Here is a 22185-nt window from a genome sequence, read left to right on the forward strand (position 1 = left end):
GCTCTTTTGGTAAGGTAGAAAGAAGGTTATTTCCCTACCTCATACTTGTGGTTGAACTTCTCATACAGATATTTCTGCTTGTCATTGAGGTTGAGTTTACGGCCTTCAATGAAAGAAAGGGCCACCTTGTTAGTTCGCATATCCAGTAAATCGCCTTCAGAAACTATCAGGGTGGCATCTTTGCCTGCTTCCAGAGAACCCACCCGGTTGTCTACCCCCAGAATCTTGGCGGCGTTCAACGTTACGGCAGAAAGCGCTGCTTCCTTGTCTAGACCGAAGGCTACGGCAGTACCGGCAATAAACGGCAGGTTGCGAGTGCCGTGCAAACTGGCGTCATAGTCCAGGCAGAACAAGATGCCCGCCTTCTGCAGGTAACCCGGCATTTTATACGGCAGGTACACGTCATCACCGGCTCTGGCAGGTAGGGCGTGCACGCCAGAATAAATAACCGGAATCTGATGTTCCTTCAGGAAGTCAGCCACCATGAGAGCGTCTCCACCCCCCACAATCACCACGTTCTTTACGCCGGCTTTCTGTGCGAAGCGTACGGCTTCAATGATTTCCTTGCCATAGTCAGCGTGAATGAATAGCTTTTTGCTGCCGTCAAACAAGCCCGTCATGGAGCTCATACGAAGGTTCTGCTTGTCATTTTTCTGGTTTTTGTACACAGAGGCTTCAGCCAAGAGAGCAGAAAGCTGCTGCAAACCAGCATCGCGCTGTTGTTTGCGCTGCTGGGCCTGCGGCGAGTTGTCTCCCATCTGCACCAGACCCGGCCATCTCAGGTGAATGCCACCATCTGCCTTGATTAGGGCATCTTCCCAGTTCCAGGCATCCAATTGCACCACCGAAGATGACCCGGAGATCATGCCTCCCACGGGAGTCACCTGCGCCAGCAAGACGCCGTTAGACCGCAAGGTGGGCGTAATGTCTGAGTCGGTATTGTAGGCTACCACAGAGCGCACGTTAGGGTTGAAGATGCCTACTTCCTGCTGGTCCAGCGTAGCCCGCACAGACTCAATCTCGGTTAAGCCCAGTTGGGAGTTAGGGAGGATCAGGCCCGGATAAATGTGCTTACCAGAGACGTCTACTTTGTCATAGGCCGTAGCACCGGCGTTGAAACCAGCGGCGGGGCCGGCGTAGGTAATTTTTCCGTTGTCAAAGGCCACGGCCGCTTTCTCAATAACCTGGCCGTTGCCTACGTGTAAGGTGGCACCTGTCAGGAGCGTTGGGGTGGTTTGCTTGGCAGCGGGCACGGGCACTTGCGCCCAGGCGGTACCGCCTATCAGGAGCGATGCCAGTAGCAAAGCTGTCTTTTTCATGTTTTTGGTTTTTGAGACTACCACAGAGGTTGGATTTAGGTGCATGGTTGGGTCCTCCTTAGTTTTTGTGGTATTCAGATTCATACAAAGTCTCTTGGGCACCGTTGTCTACATCTTCACAATGCAACACTTCCTGCGCCCCGCGTCTGCCCACTACTGCAGACTGGGTTTTCTCACCGCGGGCTTTGGCGGCCAGCATTTTCTGGATCAGGCGCAGACGCTCCTTCTCCTGGTTGTCTTGCATGGCCTTGTCCTGCTCCAGGTCAAAGTAAGCGATACCGTCTACAAAGGTCTTCTCTGGACGCGCGTAGATGGACAGCGGGTGTTCGTTCCAAAGCACCACATCGGCGTCTTTCCCGACTTTCAAGCTACCCACCTTGTCATCAATGTGCAGAAGTTTGGCTGGGTTCAAGGTCACCATTTTCAGGGCGTCTTCTTCAGACACGCCACCGTATTTTATGGTTTTGGCGGCTTCCTGGTTCAGACGGCGGGCCATCTCGGCGTCATCTGAGTTGATGGCCGTGGTTACGCCCACGTTGTGCATGATGGCAGCATTGTACGGAATGGCGTCTTTCACCTCCACCTTATAAGCCCACCAGTCAGAGAAGGTAGAGGCACCCGCACCATGTTCCTTCATCTTGTCTGCTACTTTGTAGCCTTCCAGAATGTGAGTAAAGGTGTTGACTCTAAAGCCCATCTGGTCTGCCACTTTCATGAGCATGTTGATCTCAGACTGCACGTAAGAATGGCAAGTGATGAAGCGCTTGTCGTTCAGGATTTCTACCAAGGCGTCCAGTTCCAGGTCGCGGCGCGGGGCGGCGGTTTTCTTCTGGGCAGATTTAGACAGTTTGTTGTAGGCGGTCCAGGACTTCTCATACTCTTTGGCGCGCTGGAAGGCGTCAATCATGACCTGCTCCACACCCATACGGGTCTGCGGGAACCGGATGTTGTATACCGGCGAGCGGTTGGATTGCTTCACGTTTTCACCCAGGGCGAATTTGATGAACGGATCGGCGCCCTGGAACATGAGCTTCTCAGGAGCCTGTCCCCAGCGTAGTTTGATGATGGCGCTCTGCCCACCAATGGGGTTAGCCGAGCCATGCAGCAATTGCGAGGTAGTTACTCCACCCGCCAATTGACGGTAGATGTTCACCTGCTCATGGTTCACTACATCTGCCATGCGTACCTCAGAAGTCACGGACTGGGTGCCTTCGTTTACGCCGTCCAGGGCAATATGCGAGTGCTCGTCAATAATACCCGGGGTTACGTGCTTGCCAGTCCCGTCAATCACTTTGGCGCCGTTGGCGGACAGGTTCTTGCCTATCTGGGCTATTTTGCCGTCTTTCAACAACACGTCTGTGTTTTCCAGCTTGCCTTCTTTCTCATTGGTCCAAACGGTGGCGTTCTTGATTAACACGGTCTCTGAGCCGGGCATGGCCGTCCTACCGAAATCTGCGAATGGATACACCATGGCCCCCATCTCTACTTTTTCAGCAGCTTTGGCAGCGGCGGCTTTTTTGGCTTGGGCGGTAGAGGCTTCAGACAATTGGGCAGACCATTTCACCATCTGGGCGTCTGTGTTCTGACCTTCGCCCTGGAATCCTTTGCCCGTGCTCCAGCCGCTTAGCCTAATGCTTTCCTTGCCGTTCTTCACTGGGGCAAACGCCAATGTCAACTGGTCGCCAGAGAACAGAAGCGTGCCTTTCAAGGTGTCTGTGGCCACAATCTTCACGTCTGGTTTCTCAGCGGAGCCGCCAATGATCATTTTACGCTCCGGCTGACTGCCAATACGCAAGGAGTAGATGCCGCGGTAGTCATTGGGCGTCTCACTGATTTTGTAAGATTCGCCCTGCACGTAGTTTTCTAGAAGCACGGCGCTGTTGTCAAACAGACTAGCCGAGGCGATTACAAAGTTGGCTTGCATGCCTTCGCGCAGGCTGCCTACGTATTTCTCTCCCTTTATGAGTTTGGCCGGGGTAGCCGTCAAGGCTTTCAAGGCTTCCTGTTCAGACAAACCATACTGCACGGCTTTGCGCAAGTTGGGCAAGAAACGGGATTTGTCTTTCATATCTGAAGCCGTGAACGCAATGATCACTCCTTCTTTGGCCAGCATGGCCGGGTTGGCCGGTGCCATTTCCCAGTGCTTCAAATCACTTAGGTTCAAGCGACGGGCCTCATACGGGTCTTCTACATTGTAGGCATCCGGGAAGTTGAGGCTTACAATAAACGGTGCCTTGGTGGCCTTGATCTCTGGCAACATCTGGTATTCGTCACCGGTGCCTTTGAAGATATATTGGTAGCCAAACTCATCGCCTACCTTGTCAGCGCGCACGGCGTTCAGCTTGTTGCTCACCTCAAAGATCTGGGGCAGGCTGTTGGATTCTGTGAAGGCTTTTAACGAGATGTTCTGCTCTTTGTCTGGGTTTTTGGCGTTCCACTGGGCGTCCAGGTACGTCTGGCGCAGCAGCGCAATGGAGCCCATTAAAGACTGCGGATACTCCTGGGTAGAAGAACCTTTGTCCAGAGACAGGGCGGCGGCGGCTCTATCCAGAAGCACCACCTGGTTTTCACGCTTGTCGGCTAGAGATACCAGAGATCCGGTGCCGCGGGCAATGCCGTCCTGGTGAATGGTCAGCACGGCGCCATAGCCTAGCTTTCTCAGTTCATCGGCGGCTTTGTCATCTACCTTGAACAGTTCTACCGCGTGGGTTTCTGGGCGAATGGCCTGGTTCCAGTTAAAGGCTCCGGCCTTTTTAGACTCTGCCTGCGGCGGGCTGTTCCAACCGCCCCCGGTGCGGGCCACGGCGGGCAGACCATAGTTGGAGAACGGATCCACAAAACCGGGATAAATGGTCTTGCCTTTCATGTCTACCACCAGTGCGCCCTGCGGCACGGCCACTTTGGTGCCCACGGCGGCAACTTTGCCGTCCTTGATGACTAATGTGGCATTTTCCAGCTTGGTTTGGTAGTCTACATAAATGGTGGCATTGGTGAAGGCGCGTAGACCGCTGCGCTCATCATACACCCCATTGCGCGGAAACGTCTCCTGCGCCCGGCTCTGGAGCGACAAGGCCGCTACCGCCAGCACGGAGAGAATTACTTTTTTCATGGGTAGAGTCTGTGTGGTATGTGGTTAGGTGTGAATGTTTTGTAGCAGGGAATCTACTAAATATACAATGGGCAAAAAAGCAGTCTACCAAGAAACATTGGTTTTTCACCTTTTTCCTAAAAAGAAGCCAAAATCGGCAATTGCATAACCACGTTCTACTATTCCTTAAAAGAACTTTAAGGAAAACAAAGCTTACTCCTGATAGGTCATGTCGAAGAATAAAACACGCTGGAGAAGAGTAGAGATCAATGCCCTGAGCAAGGAAGCTGGTTCTGAGGAATGACAATTGTTTTTAGCGTATTTCCTAGAAAACAGGCTAAAAATGCCAGGCAAGCACCCAACCGAAGCGAAACAAAAAGCCCGTCACGCAGGAGCGCAACGGGCTTTTTTATAAGTGATGTAAAAGAGGCTATTCCAGGTTGTTTTCCTTCCGGATAACGCTGTGCTTTTTACCGTAGAAGAAGTAGATGGCAATACCAATGGCCATCCAGCCTAACAGTCGGTACCAGGTTTCAATAGGCAGACCAGCCATCATGCCCACGCACACCAGAATACCCAGGATTGGCACCAACGGCACCAACGGCGTTCTGAACGGACGTACACGGTCTGGCTCTTTCACGCGCAGGTACCAAACTCCGGCACACACAATCACGAAGGCCAGCAACGTACCAATGGACACCAGGTGACCCAGTTCTGTAACAGAGAAGGCACCTGCCACTACCGCACAGATTGAACCAGTCAAGATAGTGCTTACGTGAGGCGTCTTGAAACGTGGGTGCAAACGACCGAATACCGGAGGCAGCAAACCATCTTTAGACATGGTGTAGAAAATACGCGGCTGTGACATCAACATCACCAACATTACAGAAGAAAGACCGGCAATGGCACCAATCTTGATCAGGTCGCGCAAGAATCTGTAACCTGTTTTCTCAATACCCACGGCAATAGGCTCGGCTACGTTCAGCTGGCTGTAATGCACCATGGCCGTCAAGATACCAGACACCAGAATGTACAGAATGGTACAGATCACCAAAGAACCCAAGATACCAATTGGCATGTCTCTTTGTGGGTTCTTGGCTTCCTGGGCAGTGGTAGAAACGGCGTCAAACCCAATGTAGGCGAAGAAGATAACCCCCGCGGCCCGTACAATGCCAGACCAACCGTACTCGCCAAACCCTCCTTTGTTTTCAGGAATGAACGGCGTCCAGTTAGCGGCAGCCTCATCTGGGTGACCAAACAACCAGTTGGCACCAGCCATGATGAACAAGATCACCACGCCTACTTTAATGATTACGGCCACGTTGTTGAACTTGGCAGACTCGCTCATACCAATCACCAATAAGATGGTTACCAAGGCAATAGCAATAGCAGCTACTAGGTTGAAAATACCCGTAGCGTGCGGCAAGGTGGCAATGTTGACGCCATCGGCGGCCAAAGAAGCCGTCAATTGGTCTGTGATAGGCGTCCAGGCACCGGTTTTGGCCACGTAGACCATTTCAATACCCACTGCGTTGGACCATTCTGGTGGAATGTTCACGCCAAAGTCACGCAGGAAGGAAACCACGTACCCAGACCATCCCACGGCCACGGTAGCAGCGCCAAAAAGATATTCCAAAATCAAATCCCAACCAATGATCCAGGCCACGAACTCGCCTAGGGTGGCGTAGCCGTACGTATAGGCAGACCCGGCAATAGGAATCATAGATGCAAACTCAGCGTAGCAAAGACCGGCAAACGCACAGCCAATACCTGCTAAAATAAACGCCAGAACAATAGCCGGACCGGTGTACTCAGCGGCGGCGCTCCCGGTAAGAACAAAAATACCCGTCCCAATGATGGCCCCTACGCCCAGGGCTACCAGATTGACCGGCCCTAAGGTACGTTTTAGACTGTGGGCGCCCTCACTAAAGGCGTCTGCGCTAAGCTTGTCAATTGACTTCCTAGCGAAAAGTTGGTTTGCCATAAAAGCTTAAAAATTAAAGAAGTGTTTAGTTTGGTTAGTTAATCAAGGGGATTGAGGAGGCTAATATAAGGACAAATTAATAGATGCAACGCAGAGAGGCTGGTTTTTGCAACTGGGCATCCGTATTTTTTCGGGACGTTTTTGGCCTGTTTTCCAGAAAAAAGACCAAAAACGGAGGCGCCACTTGTACCAAAACAAGGAAAAGGCGGCAGCTCATAACTTTAGAAAAAAGCCAACGGTATTAAGGCCGGAGTAGCCAAACCCTAGTTCAGCAAAGATCCCTTTTTTGTTACCAAGTCTTGCCCCTAAAACTGTTACTTGATAGGCCAACTCATAAAGTGTTTTCGTTTCATCCAGATCAGTGCGGGAATTCTCTTTGACGGTCCCTTCCCTAACATCCACTCCCATCAGTAAACTTGAATAAATAGAACCGTCTTCCTTGTCATACCATTTGTAAGAAACCTTAGGCATAAGGGCCCATGATTTTGTTCGTTCTACCCTGTAGTCAGCGCTGGAACCTGGATTCCGAGATTCGTACTCTTCCTTGATGCTTAAATAAGAACAGGTCACCCCTAGTTGTAGGCGCTTAGACACATCCAGAGAGTACCCCATAGTAAATGCGCCAATAGGCCTGAAGGTTTCTCTACTCCAAGAGGATCCCCACCCTCCTAAACCAGCCACTTTTCTGCTGATTTCCAGGACAGGATGAAAGCCATACCCCATTTCAAAGGAATGCCTCGGCTCACGTGGCTTTTCCTGCGCCATCAAGGATGCAGGCCTCATGAAGGACAAAATTGTAGCCAAAACACATGTAAAGAAGATGGGATATTTCATAGTATAATTCATATCTGGCCTTATACCGAGTAATTTACATTTAATTTTGGTCATAGAAAATTGCCCATTCACCATGACCTCTTTATCAAAAGATTTTCCCAGGACCTCCACGATTGCTTCAGGATTGATGTCGCTTTTGTATCTTCGGGGCTCCTATACTCCACACAGAAAGACAGCAGCGGCATGATACGGGTACTACACACAGCAGACTGGCATTTGGGGCAGCGCCTGGCCAACCATGAGCGCCTGGAAGAGCACCGGGCTTTCCTCACCTGGCTCTGCCAGACCATCTGCGACCAGAAGATTGACCTCCTGCTCATTGCCGGCGACATCTTTGACACCGGTTTCCCCAGCAACGCCGCCCTCAAGCTCTACTATGATTTCCTGCGCGAAGTAAAAAATACCTGCTGCCGCGACCTGGTCATCATTGGCGGCAACCATGACTCCGTTTCTACGCTCAACGCCCCCGCCGAACTGCTGCGCCACTATAATGTGCACGTGGTAGGCGGCGCGCCGGTCAACTGTGAAGACCAGGTGATCGTCCTCACAGACGAGAACGATCAGCCCAAGGCCGTGGTCTGCGCCGTGCCGTTTCTGCGGGACAAAGACGTGCGCCTCTCGGTGCCCGGTGAAACTTCTGAAGAGCGCGAAGCCCGCTTAAAGCAAGGCATTTGTGACCATTATCACCAACTTGTGCCTTTAATCCAGGAGTTCAAGCAGCAGGGTATTCCGGTGCTGGCTACCGGCCATCTGTTTGCCGCCGGCGGTAGCGGTTCAGATTCTGAGAAAGAAATCCATGTGGGCAACCTGGGCCAGATTTGCGGCGATCAGTTCCCGGCGGAGTTTGATTACGTAGCCCTGGGCCATTTGCACAGACCGCAGGTGGTGAACAAAATGCCGCACATCCGGTACAGCGGTTCGCCTATTCCCTTGAGCTTCTCTGAGGTCACAGACAAAAAACAAATTCTGGTGCTAGAGTTTGAAGGCGCCTCGCTCACCAATATCCTAGAATTGCCCATTCCGTGCTGGCGGCAGTTGGTCAGGTTCAAGGGCACCATTGACGAGGTCTTTCCCAAGATTCTGGCCTTTGACAACGGCGACACCGCCCTTCCCGCCTGGGCCGAGGTGCAACTGCAATACGAACACAACCTGCACGACCATACTGCGCGCCTGCACGAGGCTTTTGCCCTGCAAGACCAGGTGCAACTACTCATTCACCGCCCCCTGCGGACCATTGCTCAGCAAAGCCTGGACCAGCAAGTAGCCCCAGAACAAGACTTGGCAGACCTGAAACCCAAAGACGTCTTCCTGAAAAAATGCGAAGAAGCCCTGGAGCAGGACACCTACCAAGACCTGGTAGCCACTTTTGATGAGCTTCTGGAATTGATGCCCCAAACCGAAGACGCTTTGGACCTGGCTACCAATCCGGTAAAATCACTGTTTTAAGCCAGCAAACTCTTCTTGCCTTACATCCGTTTTTGGCCAGTTTCCTGGAAAACTGGCCAAAAACGGAATTTTTTTCCAGGCTCGCTCACTGCGGTGTAATGCGTTTAGGTGTGTTCTTCAAAATCGTCTTCAAAAAATAACAATCGCTGCCAACCTTTGACTGCCTTTCTCCTTCCTAACTCCCTGCAGCCATAACCTTATAAACTGAATTGATAAACGCATCAACTTTATCAATTTGATAGATAACCATAAAGCTGGCACCTTTACTCTACCTCAAGAGAGAAGAAGTGCTTTAAAAGCCTGTTCGGCTGAAATAAATCTTCTAAGGTTTTGATAACGTGCCTGGTACGCAGAACCTCTCTCCTACGCAAGCGTTAATGAACTATCACCTTAACCATTCATCATCCTATGGAAAAAGACCAAAACAAGACCAACGGCCAGTCTGGCAAAGACCAGGAAGGCCGTCCTACCCTCACCACGCGGCAAGGTCATCCGGTCACTGATAACCAGAACCTGCGCACCATCGGGAACCGTGGTCCGGCCACTTTGGAGAACTACCACTTCATTGAGAAGATTTCTCATTTTGACCGGGAGCGCGTGCCGGAGCGTGTAGTGCACGCCCGCGGTGCTGGTGCCCACGGGGTCTTTACCGCCTACGGAAAAGTGGGTGATGAACCAATTGCCAAGTACACCCGCGCCCGTTTGTTCCAGGAGAAAGGCAAGCAGACGCCGGTGTTCGTGCGCTTCTCTACGGTTGGCCATGGCGGCCACTCGCCGGAGACCCTGCGTGACCCGCGTGGTTTTGCGGTGAAGTTCTACACCGAGGACGGGAACTGGGATCTGGTGGGCAACAACCTGAAGATCTTCTTCATTAGAGACGCCATGAAGTTCCCGGACCTGATCCACTCCCAGAAGCCAGACCCGGTGACCAACATCCAGAGCGGTGAGCGTATTTTTGACTTTATCGCTAGCACGCCAGAGGCCACGCACATGGCCACGTTCCTGTTCTCGCCGTGGGGTATTCCGGCCAACTACCGCCAGATGCAAGGCTCCGGCGTGAACACCTACAAGTGGGTGAACGCCGATGGGCAGGCTGTTTTGGTGAAATACCACTGGGAACCGTTGCAGGGCATTAAGAACCTGACCCAGAAAGAAGCCGAAGCCATTCAGGCCAAGAACTTCAACCACGCCACCCAAGACCTGTTTGAGGCCATCAAGGAAGGTAACTTCCCAGAGTGGGAACTGTGCGTGCAAATCATGTCTGATGACGACCACCCAGAACTGGACTTCGACCCACTGGATGACACCAAGCTGTGGCCGGTAGACCAGTTTCCGTTCCTGCCAGTGGGCAAAATGACCTTGAACAGGAACCCTGAAAACTACTTCGCGGAGGTGGAGCAGTCTGCCTTTGGTACCGGGGTTTTGGTAGACGGTCTTGATTTCTCAGATGACAAGATGCTCCAGGGACGTACCTTCTCTTACTCAGACACGCAACGTTACCGCGTGGGTGCCAACTACCTGCAACTGCCTATCAATGCGCCTAAAACGCATGTGGCCACCAACCAGCGAGACGGCCAGATGGCCTATCACGTAGACACCAGCGGCCAGAACCCGCATGTGAACTATGAGCCATCCATCTTGGCTGGCGTAAAAGAAGCACCCAAAGCCGGCAAGGACTACACCCCGCGCTATGAAGCCAACCTGGTACGGGCCAAGATTGACCGCGCCAATGACTTTAAGCAGGCCGGTGACACCTACCGCAACTTTGAGGACTGGGAGCGCGATGAGTTGATCAGCAACCTGGTGTCTACTTTAGCTACTGCCGATAAACGGATACAGGATAAGATGATTGAGCATTTCACGCTGGCAGACGCAGACTACGGCAGACGCGTGGCTGAAGGCCTGGCCAAGACCAAGAAGTCTCAAGATGACAAAGGCCCTATTGGCGCCACCTCGCCAGAGGCCGGCGTACAAGAAGCCAAAGAAGTCTCTCATTCCGCTAAACCTTATTAATGAATGTGTTTTATTTAGAGCTTGAGAAAAGCCGCTTCTTATGGAAGCGGCTTTTCTGTTTTTAGGCTGTTTTGGAGAAAAAAGGCCAAAAACAAGAAGGTAGTGGCAATCACTGGTGCTTGCCTTTTTCTTTGGAGAGTTGCAGGCAAGCCATCCATATGCGTCAATGCAACCACAAGGGATTGCCCTACAAGGAATGCAGGCAGAAGATGGAAATGCGCGGGAGACAAGGCAGTGCCGTTTCCTCTACATTATTATCCACGCGACAGCGCAGGAAGGCATTGCTGCTTCTCAAGCACAAACCCGCCTGCCCTTGACCGAGGGAAAAAGGACCGGTCAATTTAGGTCCCTTTTCAGGAGGGAGAAAGCAGTGGCCTGTCAATTTTCAGTGGCTTAAGTTTACTATAAAACGAATCACCTCAGCCAGGTGCATGTTGAAGGAAGAACAGACTGTCTGAGCGTCAGCGAGTTTCTGTTCTTCTTGATTCTTTTGGTTACTTTTCTCATCAAGGAGAAAAGTGACAGACTTGAGTAGAAAGTATGAAAGAAAGAGTTGGTAAGGAAAGAACTGGGAGGCAGAGGTTGGTAGTATGTCCTAGTTAGATCCTTCGGCGGTGCTCAGGATGACGACGGAAGGAAAAGGCAGTCTAGGTCGTTGGTGATAACACCAACAACGGCGGGGGCAGGGATTTAGGAGAGGCAGGTAGGATTAATCAGCTTTTGCCCATCTGCTAGTGTAAACACCCCTCTTCGCTCCCCTCAAGGGGAGAATCCATGTTAGGCCAAGGTAGTTGGTTTAAATCTAAGGACTCGAAAGCCATCCCCACCCTCTTCAAAAGGGACGAAGATCTCCTTGGATAGAAGGCTACTTCCCAGAAAAAAGCCTAAAAACGAAGGCAAGCTTAGCAATCACAAGTAAAATCCCGGGCATCGTAGTTAGAAGAATTCACGTTCCCCACCCGCACCAGTTGGTCAAACCGAAGCTGTTCACCCGTGGCCAATTCCAGCACCAATCCGGTTTCTTCTTCGTGCAGGTCTTTGATGAACGCCGTCACCGTAAGGTACTCGTGAATATCTGTGACGTACTGTACCCGCACCGACTTACGGTGGGCCACCGCCTCTTGCACGGCATCTAACAAAGGAAGGTCTTTTTCCATAGCGGTTTACTAGCTGATGTTCACTACCTGTATACGAAAACCAACCGGTTAGCGGAGAGCCATCTTCAAGCCCAGGGCCAGATGGAAAATCTTAGGCAGGCTGAGGTAACGGGGGTTCTGGATATAGGAGATTACGTATTCGCCGGGGGCGCCCACCTCATAATAGGCACTAAACTTCTGGAGTTTGGGAACGCGCGCAAAATCCACCTGACCGCCGGCAAACACATACACACTCAAGGCAGTGGAGAAACGGTAGTACGAATTGGGGTAACGGCTCAGGTATCCTTCCCAGGCAAAATACTCGTCGCCAAACGTATAACTCACCTGCGCTCCCGCCGTGATGAAATACCAGTCCAGGGATTTGAGGCGGACGGGCTTTAAAGGAAGCATGGTAGATTTGAGGGCCACGGTGAAAATGGCGTCACCGCCAATGCTTTCGGGTAGGTAGCCAACGGAAAGATCAGTGTTGAGTCTTCGATTAAAGGACTCCCGACCCACGCCCACAGACAAAAACCCAATGTCACCGGCAAACTGCGCCTTGGCATAATACGGAGACGGAGGCACGTGCAGACTGTCATGGGGCGTCTGCGCCCATACAGAAGAAGTTAAGTCTGTGCACAACAAAACCAGGGCAAGAAGGAAGTAGCGCTGCATGGTTAAAACTCCACCCTTTCCAGGCGGTAGCCGCCTGGCCAGATTTTAAGATACGTAAAGCCACGGCCCTTGGCGCTGGTGGTCACGTGATACAAGATTTCGCCGTCGTATTTCTTCTCGGTTTCCCAGCCGTGGCGGTGCCCGTGCAAGCTCAAAGGCACTTTCTGGCTGTTGACCAGCGTCTGGTGATAGGGCAGTTCTAGTTGGGCGTCAAAGTCGCCGTCAAAGGGCGGCGCATGGGAGACGACCACCGCCTGCTGCCAGGTATCTGCCGGAGAATGCATCAGTTCCCTAGAAAGCCAGTCTAGGTCAGGCACGCGGCCTTGAAACCCGTCTTCGCGGCCGTTGGTGTCCAGGAACACGAATTTGGTATGGCCATACACGAAGGAGTAGTTCAGGTCTCCGTACATGCGGCGGTAGAGTTTCCGGCCGTTGCCCAGCATGTCATGGTTGCCAATGACGGTGAGGTACGGCCATTGGAGGTCTTGCATGATGTCATGCACCCACTTGAACTCCTGGGTCATGCCAAAGTCTGAGATGTCTCCCAGGTGCACAACAAAGTCAATGTCTTGAAACGAGTTGGCCTTCTGCACAAAATCAACGGTGGCATCATAAAAGCGCTGGGTATCACCCATGACCAACAGCCGCAGGGTGTCCTGGGGCACACGCGATTGCAGTTTTTGCAGGTTTAGGGCAGTGAGGTTTTTTTCATCATCGTCTAAGATGATCTGGTGCGGATGGTACTCAAACAGGTTCTCACAGGAAGAGAAAAGCAGCAGCAGGAAGGGTACTAAAAGGGGTAAGCGTTTCATAGCGGGTCTCACGGAATGCGCCAAACGGAAAGAAGCCCGGTTGCCCGCTTCTTTTCTTTTGGTCAGGTGACGCCCGGGCAGAAAGGTGAGACTTCTGCGCGGGCGGTTGGTACGTAGTGATCAAAGGATAGTGTGTATCCTGTAGAAGAAGGACAACCGGAAGGAAAGGTACCCCTACCCAATGCCCCGAAGGGAGAGAAAATGAAGTCTTTTTGAAGGGCCTAGCTGGCCTGACGGTACTGCTGCATCTCTATGATGTGGGCAAAATCATCCAGCGTGAACACCGGCAGATCATCTGTGATCTCCACGCCGTATTTCTTCTCCACTTCCAGAATGATGTCTACCACGTCCAGCAGTTCCAGGCCGTGCTTTTCCAGATGGGGCTGGCGGAGTAATTGAAAGGTTTCCAGGTTTTTGAGGTCACTGATCAGACAGGCAACATCATAGCGCAGTCTGTTGGTATAGGAGTCCATACTCGTATAGATTAGGGGTAAAGGATAAGCGCAAACCTTGGTAGTTGCAGGACAGAATCTACCCGTTGTTTGACGATGCAAAAATACGCCCTAAATAATTGTCTACATGCATACTACATGATACCCTTTAATATACCTGATATCCTTCTTCTGCCCAGATTGACCTCAACAAAAAATGCCGTTTTTGGCTTGTTTTCCAGGAAACAGGCCAAAAACGGCTGATGCGGTTTGAGGTATGGCTAACTTTCTATTTTCTACCCTGCAAAGCCTGTTGCACTTCGGGTCCCAGCGGTGAAATGGCCGGCCCGAAGTAATGTGTCAGGACGCCGTTTTCATCCAGCAGGTACTTGCTGAAGTTCCAGTCGGGTTGGTGTTGGTTCCAGCCGTTCTGGCCGGGGTCTGAGAGCCATTGGTACACGGGGTGCTGGCCTGGGTTTTTCACCACTACGCTCTTCTTGGAAAGTGGGAACGTGACGCCGTAGTTTACCTGGCAGAACTGCGAAATGGTTTGGTCATCGTCTTTCTCCTGCTCCTTGAAATCATTGGCCGGAAACCCGATGATCACCAGATCGTCCTTCTTTTCTTCCTGCAACTTCTGCAGTTCTTCATACTGCCCGGTGTAGCCGCAGTTGGAGGCCGTGTTCACCAGCAGCACCTTCTTGCCTTTGAGGGCACTGAAATCCATTGGCTGGCCGTTGTTGAGCACCGTGCCTAAGCTGTAGAAGGGCTGCACGGGCGCCGCATTCTTCTCATTCTGCAACACCGTTCCGTTCTTGGTGCTCTTGCTCAGTTTCATGATGAGCGGGTACAGCAACTTCATTATTTTCTTTCGCATACTCATAAGGGGTATAACCTAAAAAAGACCAAAGAGTTTAAGCAAGTCGTTTTTGGCTTGTTTTCTGGAAAAGAGGCTAAAAACGACCTCGGTCCAGGTAAGATAAAACAGTGGTATTTCCAGCAGCTAATTCAGCTTTTAACAGACAAGAGGCTTTTAAGCAATCTGTTGTTTTACGTTCTCCTGTATGTTCTTGAACACGTCCAGGCTGGATTGCAGTTCTTCTGATGTACCGCTCAGGGCCACCATCTGGTACATCTCTTCCAACCACGGCTGAATCATGGCAGAAAGGTCTTTGCCGGCGGGCGTTAGGGTGATGAGCTTGTTTCGGCGGTCCTGGCTGTCCTCGGTGCGCTGCACCAGGTTGCGGCCCACCAGGTTGTCAATGAGGTACGTGAGGCTGGCTTTGTCTTTAATGATGGCGTCTGCAATCTCCTGCTGGTTCCCACTTTCCTTTTCCCACAGAAACCTGAGCACCTGCAGCATCTCAAACGTGATATTGATGTTGTGGGCTTTGAATTTCTGCCGCATAAATCCTTTCAAGGTCTGCGTCACTATAGACATCTGCCTCAGGAATTTAATGGCGTTCTCACGGTCAGAAGGCTGCATAGCGGTAGTAGAGTTTGAAAGAAAACGCAGGCAAAAGGCACAACAATCACCCTTTGCGAGATATTACTATTTACAGGCAAAAATATACAATAACGCCAACAATGCGCCAGTTTTAAACAGCCAATTTGCTCTAGCCTCTCTGCGGCGGAAACAAGGAACAATAAATGACCGTTTGGCAAACCCGCCTCATAGCCACAACACGCGCGTTACTTTCATGTTTCGTTTTATGCGCAATTCCTGGACAACAGGCTAAAAACGATGTCTCCCCATTGCTGGCATCCAATAGATGAATATGCCGGTCTATATAGGAAACTCTCCTTTTACGGCCTCGTTTTAAAACAGATAGACCACTAAACTGAACGCATATGAAAAAGCTCACAAGCATAGGGTTAGCAATTGGATTTGCCTTGAGCATGGGGGCCGCTCCCCTGGCCGCGCAAGACACCACTCATGTAAAGAAAACCAATAAAGAGCGTGCCAAGACCGGAACGCACCAGGTAGGCCATGGCACCAAAGAGGTAGGCAAAGGCACTAAAAACGTGGTGGTGGCCGGCGCCAAAGCCACCGGCAAGGGTGCCAAGAAAGCCGGTAAAGCCGTAAAGAAGACCGTTAAAAAAGGCGTTGACAAAGTAGATTAAATTTTCCCCTTTAAAAGGAGAGGGCGCCCGCAGAATAGATGCGGGCGCCCTCTCCTTTTAAAGGCAAGCAACCGTGCTTTATTTTTCGCCGGTGGTCTCCGGAATCTCCCGTACCGGCATTATCACAAACTCTTCAATGCGCCAGGACAGGTCTTCTACCTCCTCCCCTAACTGGTTTAAGTTCTCTACCAGGTCCTCATCTGAGGTAGGCACCACGTAGGCTTCCCCCAAATACACGTGACCTTCTTCGCGCATTCTAAAGACATGTTCTTTTACCCAATCTTGTTTCTTAAGTAATGCGTCAATCTTATCCAGCAGGGGATCTTTTTTCTGCTCTTCCACGGTTTTGGGTTGCTCGTCCATCAAGTCAAAAACGGCCTGCTTGAGGTTGGTGAACCCGTCTTTGATAATGTCCAGGGAGATGATGAGGGCCGCTACGGCATCTGCCCACCAAAAGCCTAAGCCAATGCCTGCAATGCCCAGAATGGCGGCCAGGCCGGTCATCCAGTCGGCTTTGTTCATTTCGGCGTCAGTGAACAGGTTCTTTTCATGCAGCTGTTTGGCCAGCGGCAGTTTCATGTGACCCAGAATGACGGGCGGCACGGAGCCATACACCAGGGCCGCCATCATCACGTAGCCCAGCCAGATCTCATGACCGAAGATAACGGCTATGCCGATGGTGGGGTGCTCCTGTTTGATCAAGGTCATGGAGGAGTCGATGATTAAGAAGGCTCCCACCGCAAACAGGGCCAGGGAACTGCACAGGTAGGCAATGCTCACCACCCGGTGGTACCCGTACGGAAAATCCTTGTTGGGCTTCTTATGAAACACCCGGGAGGCGATCAAAAACGAAATGGAGGGCGTGAGGCTGAGCGCGTCTTCAAACCAGGCGGTTTTCATGGCCTGTGAGTTGCCCATGGTAAAGAACATAAGGGCCGCCGCCGAGATGAGGTAGAAGATGGTGATCCACTCCAGGCGTTTAGCTTTCTCAAAGGCGGGCTTCAACTCCTCCGGATATTCAAAGCTATTGAGGGGTTGCATGGCCGTAGCGGGTTTTAAGTGAGTCTTCTTTTTGGTGCAGGTATTTCTCTAGTTTGGTGACAAAGGCGTTTTCACCCATCACCACCCCAAATACATGCTTTTTCTTGCCCTGTTCCAGGTAAGGACGGGTAAAGGAGATTTTACTTTTCCAGGGAGAGTCATCTGTGAGGCCGGCCAGTACCAAATGCAACTTCTTTTCCTCCAGTTCCTCCAGGAGGTTCTGCTCGGTGTCTCGTTTCCAGGTGATCTGGGCTTGTATGGTCTTGGCGAAGCCTCTTACCAGGTCTGCCTCCACCCCGCCAGGATGGCCGTTGGGGCCCAGCGTGACCCAGGGCGGGTTTTCTGAGTAACCCACCACCAGCGTGCCTCCCGTTACCTGGGCCAGGGTGTCATTGGGGTCTTTGGGATAATTCTCACAACCGGCCAGCAGCCAGCAGAGACAGAGGAGAAGGGGTATTTTCCAGACTTTTTGCATCACGTACACAGGTTAAGAGTGGGCCTTCCCTCAGAAATTTCTTTCCAGTGCAGCCTATCCTGCTAAACAATTTCTGAAGAACGCTGTTAGTACGCAGCATTTTGCCCAATGTTATTTTACCGCCAGTTGGGCTCATAAGCAAACCCGCCGTTTTTAGCCTGATTTCTGGAAAACAGGCTAAAAACGGCGGGTCAAGCAAGAGGGCTTTCTATGGGTTACAGACCGGCTCTTCTGGCGGCTACCTTCACAGACAGTACGGCAAAAGAAATCACGCTCAAGGTGCTCACCGGCATGAGAATGGCAGACACGATAGGCGAAAACTCACCCATCACGGCCAGCGTCAAGCCAATGATGTTGTAGACAAAGGACACCCCGAAGGCGGCCAGAATCAGGCGGCGGCTGGTTTTGGAGAACTTCAGGAAATGCCCCAGCCGGGCCAGATGGTTGGCCTCCAGAATACCGTCACAAGATGGCGAGAAACCGTTTACCTGGTCAGTTAAGGCTAAGCCCACGTCACTCTGGCGCAGCGCCCCGGCATCATTCAGACCGTCACCCACCATAATAGGCGACTGGCCTTTCTGCTTCAGTTCCTGGATGTACTCCAGCTTTTGCATGGGGCTTTGGTTGAAGCGCATGTCGGCGTCCGGCCCGAAGATGGCTTGCAACCTTTCCCGCTCGCTGTCATTGTCACCGGAAAGGACGGCCAGTTTTCTGGTCTTGCCCAGTTCCTGGATTAATTGCGGCAAGCCGTTGCGGTACACGTTCTCAAACACATAATAGCCGCGTGCTTTCTTGTTGAAGGCCACATACACTTTGGTTTGCTTGGCAGAGGCATCCTGGGTGTCTACGGGGGCGCCCACCCACGCGGCAGAACCTATTTCCACCAGGTTGTCGGCCACGCGGCCAGAAAGCCCGGCCCCGGTTTTTTCCAGGAAGTCCAGAACCGGCAGCGGCTTGGCGTCTACGTGTTGGTAGAGGCGCTGGCTGAGCGGGTGTGTAGAGTGCTTGAGCAGGGATTTGATCTGCCGGGTTTCTTCTTGAGAAAGCGCATCGCCGTGATAAGTGATCTGCGAAGCGCTGGGCTCTGTAAGCGTGCCGGTTTTGTCAAACACAATGGTGTCTGCCTTGGCCAGGGCCTCTACCACGGCGCTGTTTTTGAGGTAGAACTTATGCCTTCCAAAGATGCGCAGCGTTGCGCCCAGCGTGAACGGCGTGGCCAGAGACAGCGCGCACGGGCAGGCAATCACCAGCACAGAGGTGAACGCCTTCACGGCCATGTCTGTGTCTCTGGGCACCCAGTACCATAGCGCACCCGCCGCAATCAGCAACGTTACAGATAGGAAGTACTTGCCCACCGCGTTGGCGTAATTCTCTACGGTCTGGGTTTCTTCTTTCTTGTAGTTGGCGTTGTTCCAGAGTTGGGTTAAATAGCCCTGTGATACTTCCTTGATGACTTCCAGTTCCAGACCTTCGCCCAACTGCCGACCACCGGCATAAATGACTTCGCCAGCGTTTCTCACCACCGGCACAGACTCACCGGTCACAAAGCTGTAGTCAATGTTGGCAGAACCGCGCAAGAGCACCGCGTCTGCCGGAATCAATTCTTGGTTGCGCACCAGAATGCGCTGGCCTTTCTGAAGTTCTTTGACAGAAATGGGCTTCTCTTTTCCTTCCTCCAACACCGTCACGGCAATAGGAAAGTAAGAAGTATAGTCGCGGTCAAAGGCCAGGGAGTCATAGGTGCGGCGCTGCACGTACTTGCCAATGAGCATGAAAAATACCAGGCCGGTGAAAGAGTCTAAAAAGCCGGGGCCGCGGTGCGTAAGAATGTCATACAAACTCACGCAGAACAAAGACAACAACCCAATGGCGATGGGCAGGTCCAGGTTAATCATGCGCTGCTGCAAACCCTGCCAGGCACTGGTGAAAAAGCCGCGGGCGCTGTATAAAAACACCGGCAAGGCCAGGGCAATGTTGATCCACCCGAAGAACTGGCCATACTCCTTCTGCAGGCCGCCAAAATACTCCGGAAAGCTCAGCATCATCACGTTGCCAAAGCAGAAGCCCGCCAGGCCCAGCTTGTAGTAAATGGACTTGTCTTTCTTGGGGGCCGGGGCCTCCATGTCTGCCAACGTGATTTGCGGTTCATAGCCAATGTGGGCCATGAGTTCCACCACCTGCGCCAGCGTGGTCACGCCGTGCTCAAACGTGATGGCGGCCTCCTTGCGCAGGAAGTTCACGTGCACGTCCGTAACGCCCGTGTTCAGGCGGTTCAGGTTTTCCAGGAGCCAGATGCAGGAGCTGCAGTGCATCTGCGGAATATGGAAAGTGATTTTGCTGACGGTGCCGTTCTGGAAGTCCAACAACTGTTGCTGCACTTTGGCGTCATTCAAATACGCAAATCGCGCTGACAGAACCGGGTCTTTCACCGAAATACCAGGGCGTTCGTCCAGGGTGTAATAAGTGCAGAGATTGTTTTCGGCTAAAAGGGTATAGACCACTTTGCATCCTTCGCAGCAGAAGTCCTTGTCTTCATGGACAATGGGGGCTCCCTGGCATTCATCGCCGCAATGGTAGCAGGTGTGGAGGGCGGTCTCTAGATGTGCGGTCTGGAGCATAAGTTTCCTCAGTTAATGTACACTACAAAACTACCGGGTGCGGGCCGCTCCAGACATGATGAAAGTCATCTTACCCTTTGACTTTGCTCATCTGCTTTGCCTGCCCCAGACCAGACATTTGTCATGTTGAAAGAACACAGGAAGTTCTGTTTGCCGCGCCCGGTTGTTTCCATAAAAGCTTACCTGGGACGCATTTACAGAATGAGAGCGTTTTTGGCCACTTTTGGGGGAAATTGGCCAAAAACGCCCGTCCTTCCGGTGGTTGCCCGTTGGGCGAATAAAAGAAAGCTGCTTCTCCGTTGACTAAGGCTTTTATGCTTCTTGCCAGCCGAGCTCTCAGGCATTTTTTACACTGAATGAGAACTGGTTCCAACTTCAGCAAATCCCTCCATCTAAGTACCCACCTTACCACCAAAACTATGGCACCCATGCATTTAGCAAATCAGTTGCAATTACCAGACTTAGCGGGCCAACTGGGCTATTCAACAGAGAAGTTCCAAAGCAAGATACTCTCTGACCAAGGTTTCCAGAAGGTGATTTTGTTTGCCTTTGCGGCAGGTCAGGAATTGAAGACGCACACCACGCCCATTGATGCCATTCTGTTGGTGCTGGAGGGAGAATGTTCCTTCTCCTTCCCCGAAGAAGATATCACCAAAACCCTAACGGTGGGCCAAGTCATCCAGATTCCGGCCAAGGTGCCGCACGCTTTAAAAGCGCTCACAGACTTTAAAATGGTCTTGATTAAATAAGTGATTGGGAGGTTTTCCAGCGGCAGCCGTTTTTTGCTTGTTTTCTGGAAAACAGGCCAAAAACGACTTACTCTGCCACTTCCAGCTTGTAGCCTCTGCCGTGTACCGTGGTGATTTTCAAGGTGGAGTCTGGTTGCAGGTATTTGCGCAGGCGCGAAATGAACACGTCTAGGCTTCGGCCCACAAAATAGCCGTCGTCCTGCCAGAGGCGCTGCAAGATTTCCTCTCTTCTCAACAGTTGCTGCGGATGTTGCGCAAACAATCTCAGCAGTTCGGCCTCGCGATCAGTGAGCAGGTGCGTCTCTCCTTTCACGTGCAAGAGCAGGTTCTTGAATTCCAGGGAGGAAGCGCCAAACGTAAGCAGTTCGTTGGCCGGTTGGGTTTTGTCGGCTGGGCTGGCTTCTGGCTGCTGGCTGGTCCTTCTCAAAATGGCCTTCACGCGGTAAACCAGTTCCTCCAACCCGAAGGGCTTGGTCAGGTAATCATCACAACCCAGCTCAAACCCCTGCAGCCTGTCTTCTTTTAACGCTTTGGCGGTCAGAAACATGAAGGGCACCTCTTGCCGCTGCTGCCGTATTTGCCGCGCCAGGGTAAAACCATCCATCTTGGGCAGCATCACGTCCAGCACGCAGAGGTCAAACGTTTGTTTTTTGAAAGCCTCCCAGCCAGCCTCACCGTCTGCACACAGCGTAACGGCATACCCCGAACTTTCCAGGCTGTCCTGTAGCAAAAAGCCCAGATTGGGATCATCTTCTACCAGAAGGAGGTGCGGCATGTTATTTTTTTAGACTCAAGTATCATGATGTAAGATAAAAGACTTTCCGTTTTTAGGCTATTTCCTGCAAAACAGGTTAAAACGCTATACAGGCACAAGCCTCACGTGTTTTCTATAGGTCCATATCTGGAACATAATTCCTGCCAATACGCCCAACAGTCCACCCAAATAACTGAATCCGTGCACAAACCCGACAAGAATGTAACTGAAGCCTTCCGTAATTTTTACGTCTGCGGGGACAAAACCTGTATCTACAAAGCTGTAACTTTCCATGGAGGTTGAATCCAGGTAGTCTTCTAAAAAATAGGCTGGCACGCCAATGATGGGGGTGAAAAAAGCGATGGCCAAAGCAATTCCTAATGCCTTGAGGGTAACAGAGAGCATCAGCTTAGGAGATGGGAATAAGAAGAAGATTAGCCCGAGGATAATACCCGCCGCCAAGCCTAAATACCAGGTGGCCAGGAAACCAACAATGGCCACTCCTACCCGAGGCGAGTTTGCTATAAAATACTCTAGACCAAATTGATAAAACTTCAACTTGGTGTAATACTCATTGGAAATGGTAAAGGTAATCTGGTCATGAAGAATGCCATAAACCCCTCCTATCAAAGTAGATAGAAAGATGATCAGGTAGAGCATTCTAAACTTTCTAGACATACTATCTC

19 protein-coding genes are annotated in these 22185 nt (G+C 51.7%); 4 read left to right on the top strand and 15 right to left on the bottom strand.

Annotation, left to right across the window (positions count from 1 at the left end; genetic code table 11):
- Positions 1–26: 26 nt before the first annotated feature.
- The 4 genes from GU926_RS05670 to GU926_RS05685 form a co-directional block, all read right to left on the bottom strand.
- Positions 27–1319, bottom strand: coding sequence for an amidohydrolase family protein (locus tag GU926_RS05670; RefSeq protein ID WP_160689856.1), 1293 nt, complete (start codon positions 1317–1319; stop codon positions 27–29).
- A 58-nt stretch (positions 1320–1377) separates the two neighbouring features.
- Positions 1378–4428 carry an amidohydrolase family protein gene (locus tag GU926_RS05675; protein ID WP_160689858.1) on the bottom strand — a complete coding sequence of 1017 codons (3051 nt, stop codon included), beginning with the start codon at positions 4426–4428 and terminating at the stop codon, positions 1378–1380.
- 409 nt (positions 4429–4837) lie between these two features.
- Positions 4838–6391, bottom strand: a complete 1554-nt coding sequence (locus GU926_RS05680) for an amino acid permease (protein ID WP_160689860.1) — start codon at positions 6389–6391, stop codon at positions 4838–4840.
- 213 nt (positions 6392–6604) lie between these two features.
- Entirely contained in the window at positions 6605–7225 is a 621-nt protein-coding gene (locus tag GU926_RS05685) for a hypothetical protein (RefSeq protein ID WP_160689862.1), read from the bottom strand.
- A 183-nt stretch (positions 7226–7408) separates the two neighbouring features.
- On the opposite strand from GU926_RS05685, the gene GU926_RS05690 reads away from it, so the two are divergent.
- Both GU926_RS05690 and GU926_RS05695 read left to right on the top strand, forming a co-directional pair.
- Entirely contained in the window at positions 7409–8671 is a 1263-nt protein-coding gene (locus GU926_RS05690) for an exonuclease SbcCD subunit D C-terminal domain-containing protein (protein WP_232058443.1), read from the top strand.
- 408 nt (positions 8672–9079) lie between these two features.
- Entirely contained in the window at positions 9080–10684 is a 1605-nt protein-coding gene (locus tag GU926_RS05695) for a catalase (RefSeq protein ID WP_160689864.1), read from the top strand.
- A 902-nt stretch (positions 10685–11586) separates the two neighbouring features.
- On the opposite strand, the gene GU926_RS05700 is transcribed toward GU926_RS05695, so the two are convergent.
- The 6 genes from GU926_RS05700 to GU926_RS05725 all read right to left on the bottom strand — a co-directional run bounded on the left by GU926_RS05700 (position 11587) and on the right by GU926_RS05725 (position 15224).
- Positions 11587–11841, bottom strand: coding sequence for a hypothetical protein (locus tag GU926_RS05700; RefSeq protein ID WP_160689866.1), 255 nt, complete (start codon positions 11839–11841; stop codon positions 11587–11589).
- A 48-nt stretch (positions 11842–11889) separates the two neighbouring features.
- Positions 11890–12495, bottom strand: a complete 606-nt coding sequence (locus GU926_RS05705) for a hypothetical protein (protein WP_160689868.1) — start codon at positions 12493–12495, stop codon at positions 11890–11892.
- Between the two features lie 2 nt (positions 12496–12497).
- Complete coding sequence (locus tag GU926_RS05710; protein WP_160689870.1) at positions 12498–13307, bottom strand: metallophosphoesterase family protein; 810 nt, start codon at positions 13305–13307, stop codon at positions 12498–12500.
- 221 nt (positions 13308–13528) lie between these two features.
- Entirely contained in the window at positions 13529–13780 is a 252-nt protein-coding gene (locus GU926_RS05715; RefSeq protein WP_160689872.1) for an acyl carrier protein, read from the bottom strand.
- Between the two features lie 247 nt (positions 13781–14027).
- Positions 14028–14615, bottom strand: a complete 588-nt coding sequence (locus GU926_RS05720; protein ID WP_232058444.1) for a glutathione peroxidase — start codon at positions 14613–14615, stop codon at positions 14028–14030.
- A gap of 156 nt (positions 14616–14771) precedes the next feature.
- Complete coding sequence (locus GU926_RS05725; protein ID WP_160689876.1) at positions 14772–15224, bottom strand: MarR family winged helix-turn-helix transcriptional regulator; 453 nt, start codon at positions 15222–15224, stop codon at positions 14772–14774.
- A gap of 365 nt (positions 15225–15589) precedes the next feature.
- Between GU926_RS05725 and GU926_RS05730 the strand changes: the two genes are divergently transcribed.
- Complete coding sequence (locus GU926_RS05730; protein WP_160689878.1) at positions 15590–15862, top strand: hypothetical protein; 273 nt, start codon at positions 15590–15592, stop codon at positions 15860–15862.
- Between the two features lie 78 nt (positions 15863–15940).
- Here the strand turns inward: GU926_RS05730 and GU926_RS05735 are convergent, their stop codons facing one another.
- From GU926_RS05735 to GU926_RS05745, 3 genes are all read right to left on the bottom strand, one after another.
- On the bottom strand, positions 15941–16903 hold the full coding sequence (locus GU926_RS05735; RefSeq protein ID WP_160689880.1) for a cation diffusion facilitator family transporter: 963 nt from the start codon (positions 16901–16903) through the stop codon (positions 15941–15943).
- On the bottom strand, positions 16887–17378 hold the full coding sequence (locus tag GU926_RS05740; RefSeq protein ID WP_160689882.1) for a transporter substrate-binding domain-containing protein: 492 nt from the start codon (positions 17376–17378) through the stop codon (positions 16887–16889). The genes GU926_RS05735 and GU926_RS05740 overlap by 17 nt, the downstream gene beginning before the upstream one ends.
- Positions 17379–17593: 215 nt before the next feature.
- Positions 17594–19996, bottom strand: coding sequence for a heavy metal translocating P-type ATPase (locus tag GU926_RS05745; RefSeq protein WP_160689884.1), 2403 nt, complete (start codon positions 19994–19996; stop codon positions 17594–17596).
- 428 nt (positions 19997–20424) lie between these two features.
- Here GU926_RS05745 and GU926_RS05750 point away from each other — a divergent pair, with 428 nt between their 5' ends.
- Entirely contained in the window at positions 20425–20745 is a 321-nt protein-coding gene (locus GU926_RS05750; protein WP_160689886.1) for a cupin domain-containing protein, read from the top strand.
- Between the two features lie 67 nt (positions 20746–20812).
- Here GU926_RS05750 and GU926_RS05755 read toward each other — a convergent pair whose 3' ends face one another.
- Together GU926_RS05755 and GU926_RS05760 are read right to left on the bottom strand one after the other, a co-directional pair.
- Positions 20813–21520 carry a response regulator transcription factor gene (locus tag GU926_RS05755; RefSeq protein ID WP_160689888.1) on the bottom strand — a complete coding sequence of 236 codons (708 nt, stop codon included), beginning with the start codon at positions 21518–21520 and terminating at the stop codon, positions 20813–20815.
- Positions 21521–21604: 84 nt separating this feature from the next.
- Entirely contained in the window at positions 21605–22177 is a 573-nt protein-coding gene (locus GU926_RS05760; RefSeq protein ID WP_160689890.1) for a hypothetical protein, read from the bottom strand.
- Positions 22178–22185: the final 8 nt, after the last annotated feature.

The organism is Nibribacter ruber, assembly GCF_009913235.1.
Lineage (GTDB): Bacteria > Bacteroidota > Bacteroidia > Cytophagales > Hymenobacteraceae > Nibribacter > Nibribacter ruber.

What these genes read in the sequence shown, in the direction of transcription:
- GU926_RS05670 (WP_160689856.1), bottom strand. Translation starts at nt 1,319, where the DNA reads ATGAAAAAGACAGCTTTGCTACTGGCATCGCTCCTGATAGGCGGTACC.
- GU926_RS05675 (WP_160689858.1), bottom strand. Translation starts at nt 4,428, where the DNA reads ATGAAAAAAGTAATTCTCTCCGTGCTGGCGGTAGCGGCCTTGTCGCTC.
- GU926_RS05680 (WP_160689860.1), bottom strand. Translation starts at nt 6,391, where the DNA reads ATGGCAAACCAACTTTTCGCTAGGAAGTCAATTGACAAGCTTAGCGCA.
- GU926_RS05685 (WP_160689862.1), bottom strand. Translation starts at nt 7,225, where the DNA reads ATGAAATATCCCATCTTCTTTACATGTGTTTTGGCTACAATTTTGTCC.
- GU926_RS05690 (WP_232058443.1), top strand. Translation starts at nt 7,409, where the DNA reads ATGATACGGGTACTACACACAGCAGACTGGCATTTGGGGCAGCGCCTG.
- GU926_RS05695 (WP_160689864.1), top strand. Translation starts at nt 9,080, where the DNA reads ATGGAAAAAGACCAAAACAAGACCAACGGCCAGTCTGGCAAAGACCAG.
- GU926_RS05700 (WP_160689866.1), bottom strand. Translation starts at nt 11,841, where the DNA reads ATGGAAAAAGACCTTCCTTTGTTAGATGCCGTGCAAGAGGCGGTGGCC.
- GU926_RS05705 (WP_160689868.1), bottom strand. Translation starts at nt 12,495, where the DNA reads ATGCAGCGCTACTTCCTTCTTGCCCTGGTTTTGTTGTGCACAGACTTA.
- GU926_RS05710 (WP_160689870.1), bottom strand. Translation starts at nt 13,307, where the DNA reads ATGAAACGCTTACCCCTTTTAGTACCCTTCCTGCTGCTGCTTTTCTCT.
- GU926_RS05715 (WP_160689872.1), bottom strand. Translation starts at nt 13,780, where the DNA reads ATGGACTCCTATACCAACAGACTGCGCTATGATGTTGCCTGTCTGATC.
- GU926_RS05720 (WP_232058444.1), bottom strand. Translation starts at nt 14,615, where the DNA reads ATGCGAAAGAAAATAATGAAGTTGCTGTACCCGCTCATCATGAAACTG.
- GU926_RS05725 (WP_160689876.1), bottom strand. Translation starts at nt 15,224, where the DNA reads ATGCAGCCTTCTGACCGTGAGAACGCCATTAAATTCCTGAGGCAGATG.
- GU926_RS05730 (WP_160689878.1), top strand. Translation starts at nt 15,590, where the DNA reads ATGAAAAAGCTCACAAGCATAGGGTTAGCAATTGGATTTGCCTTGAGC.
- GU926_RS05735 (WP_160689880.1), bottom strand. Translation starts at nt 16,903, where the DNA reads ATGCAACCCCTCAATAGCTTTGAATATCCGGAGGAGTTGAAGCCCGCC.
- GU926_RS05740 (WP_160689882.1), bottom strand. Translation starts at nt 17,378, where the DNA reads ATGCAAAAAGTCTGGAAAATACCCCTTCTCCTCTGTCTCTGCTGGCTG.
- GU926_RS05745 (WP_160689884.1), bottom strand. Translation starts at nt 19,996, where the DNA reads ATGCTCCAGACCGCACATCTAGAGACCGCCCTCCACACCTGCTACCAT.
- GU926_RS05750 (WP_160689886.1), top strand. Translation starts at nt 20,425, where the DNA reads ATGCATTTAGCAAATCAGTTGCAATTACCAGACTTAGCGGGCCAACTG.
- GU926_RS05755 (WP_160689888.1), bottom strand. Translation starts at nt 21,520, where the DNA reads ATGCCGCACCTCCTTCTGGTAGAAGATGATCCCAATCTGGGCTTTTTG.
- GU926_RS05760 (WP_160689890.1), bottom strand. Translation starts at nt 22,177, where the DNA reads ATGTCTAGAAAGTTTAGAATGCTCTACCTGATCATCTTTCTATCTACT.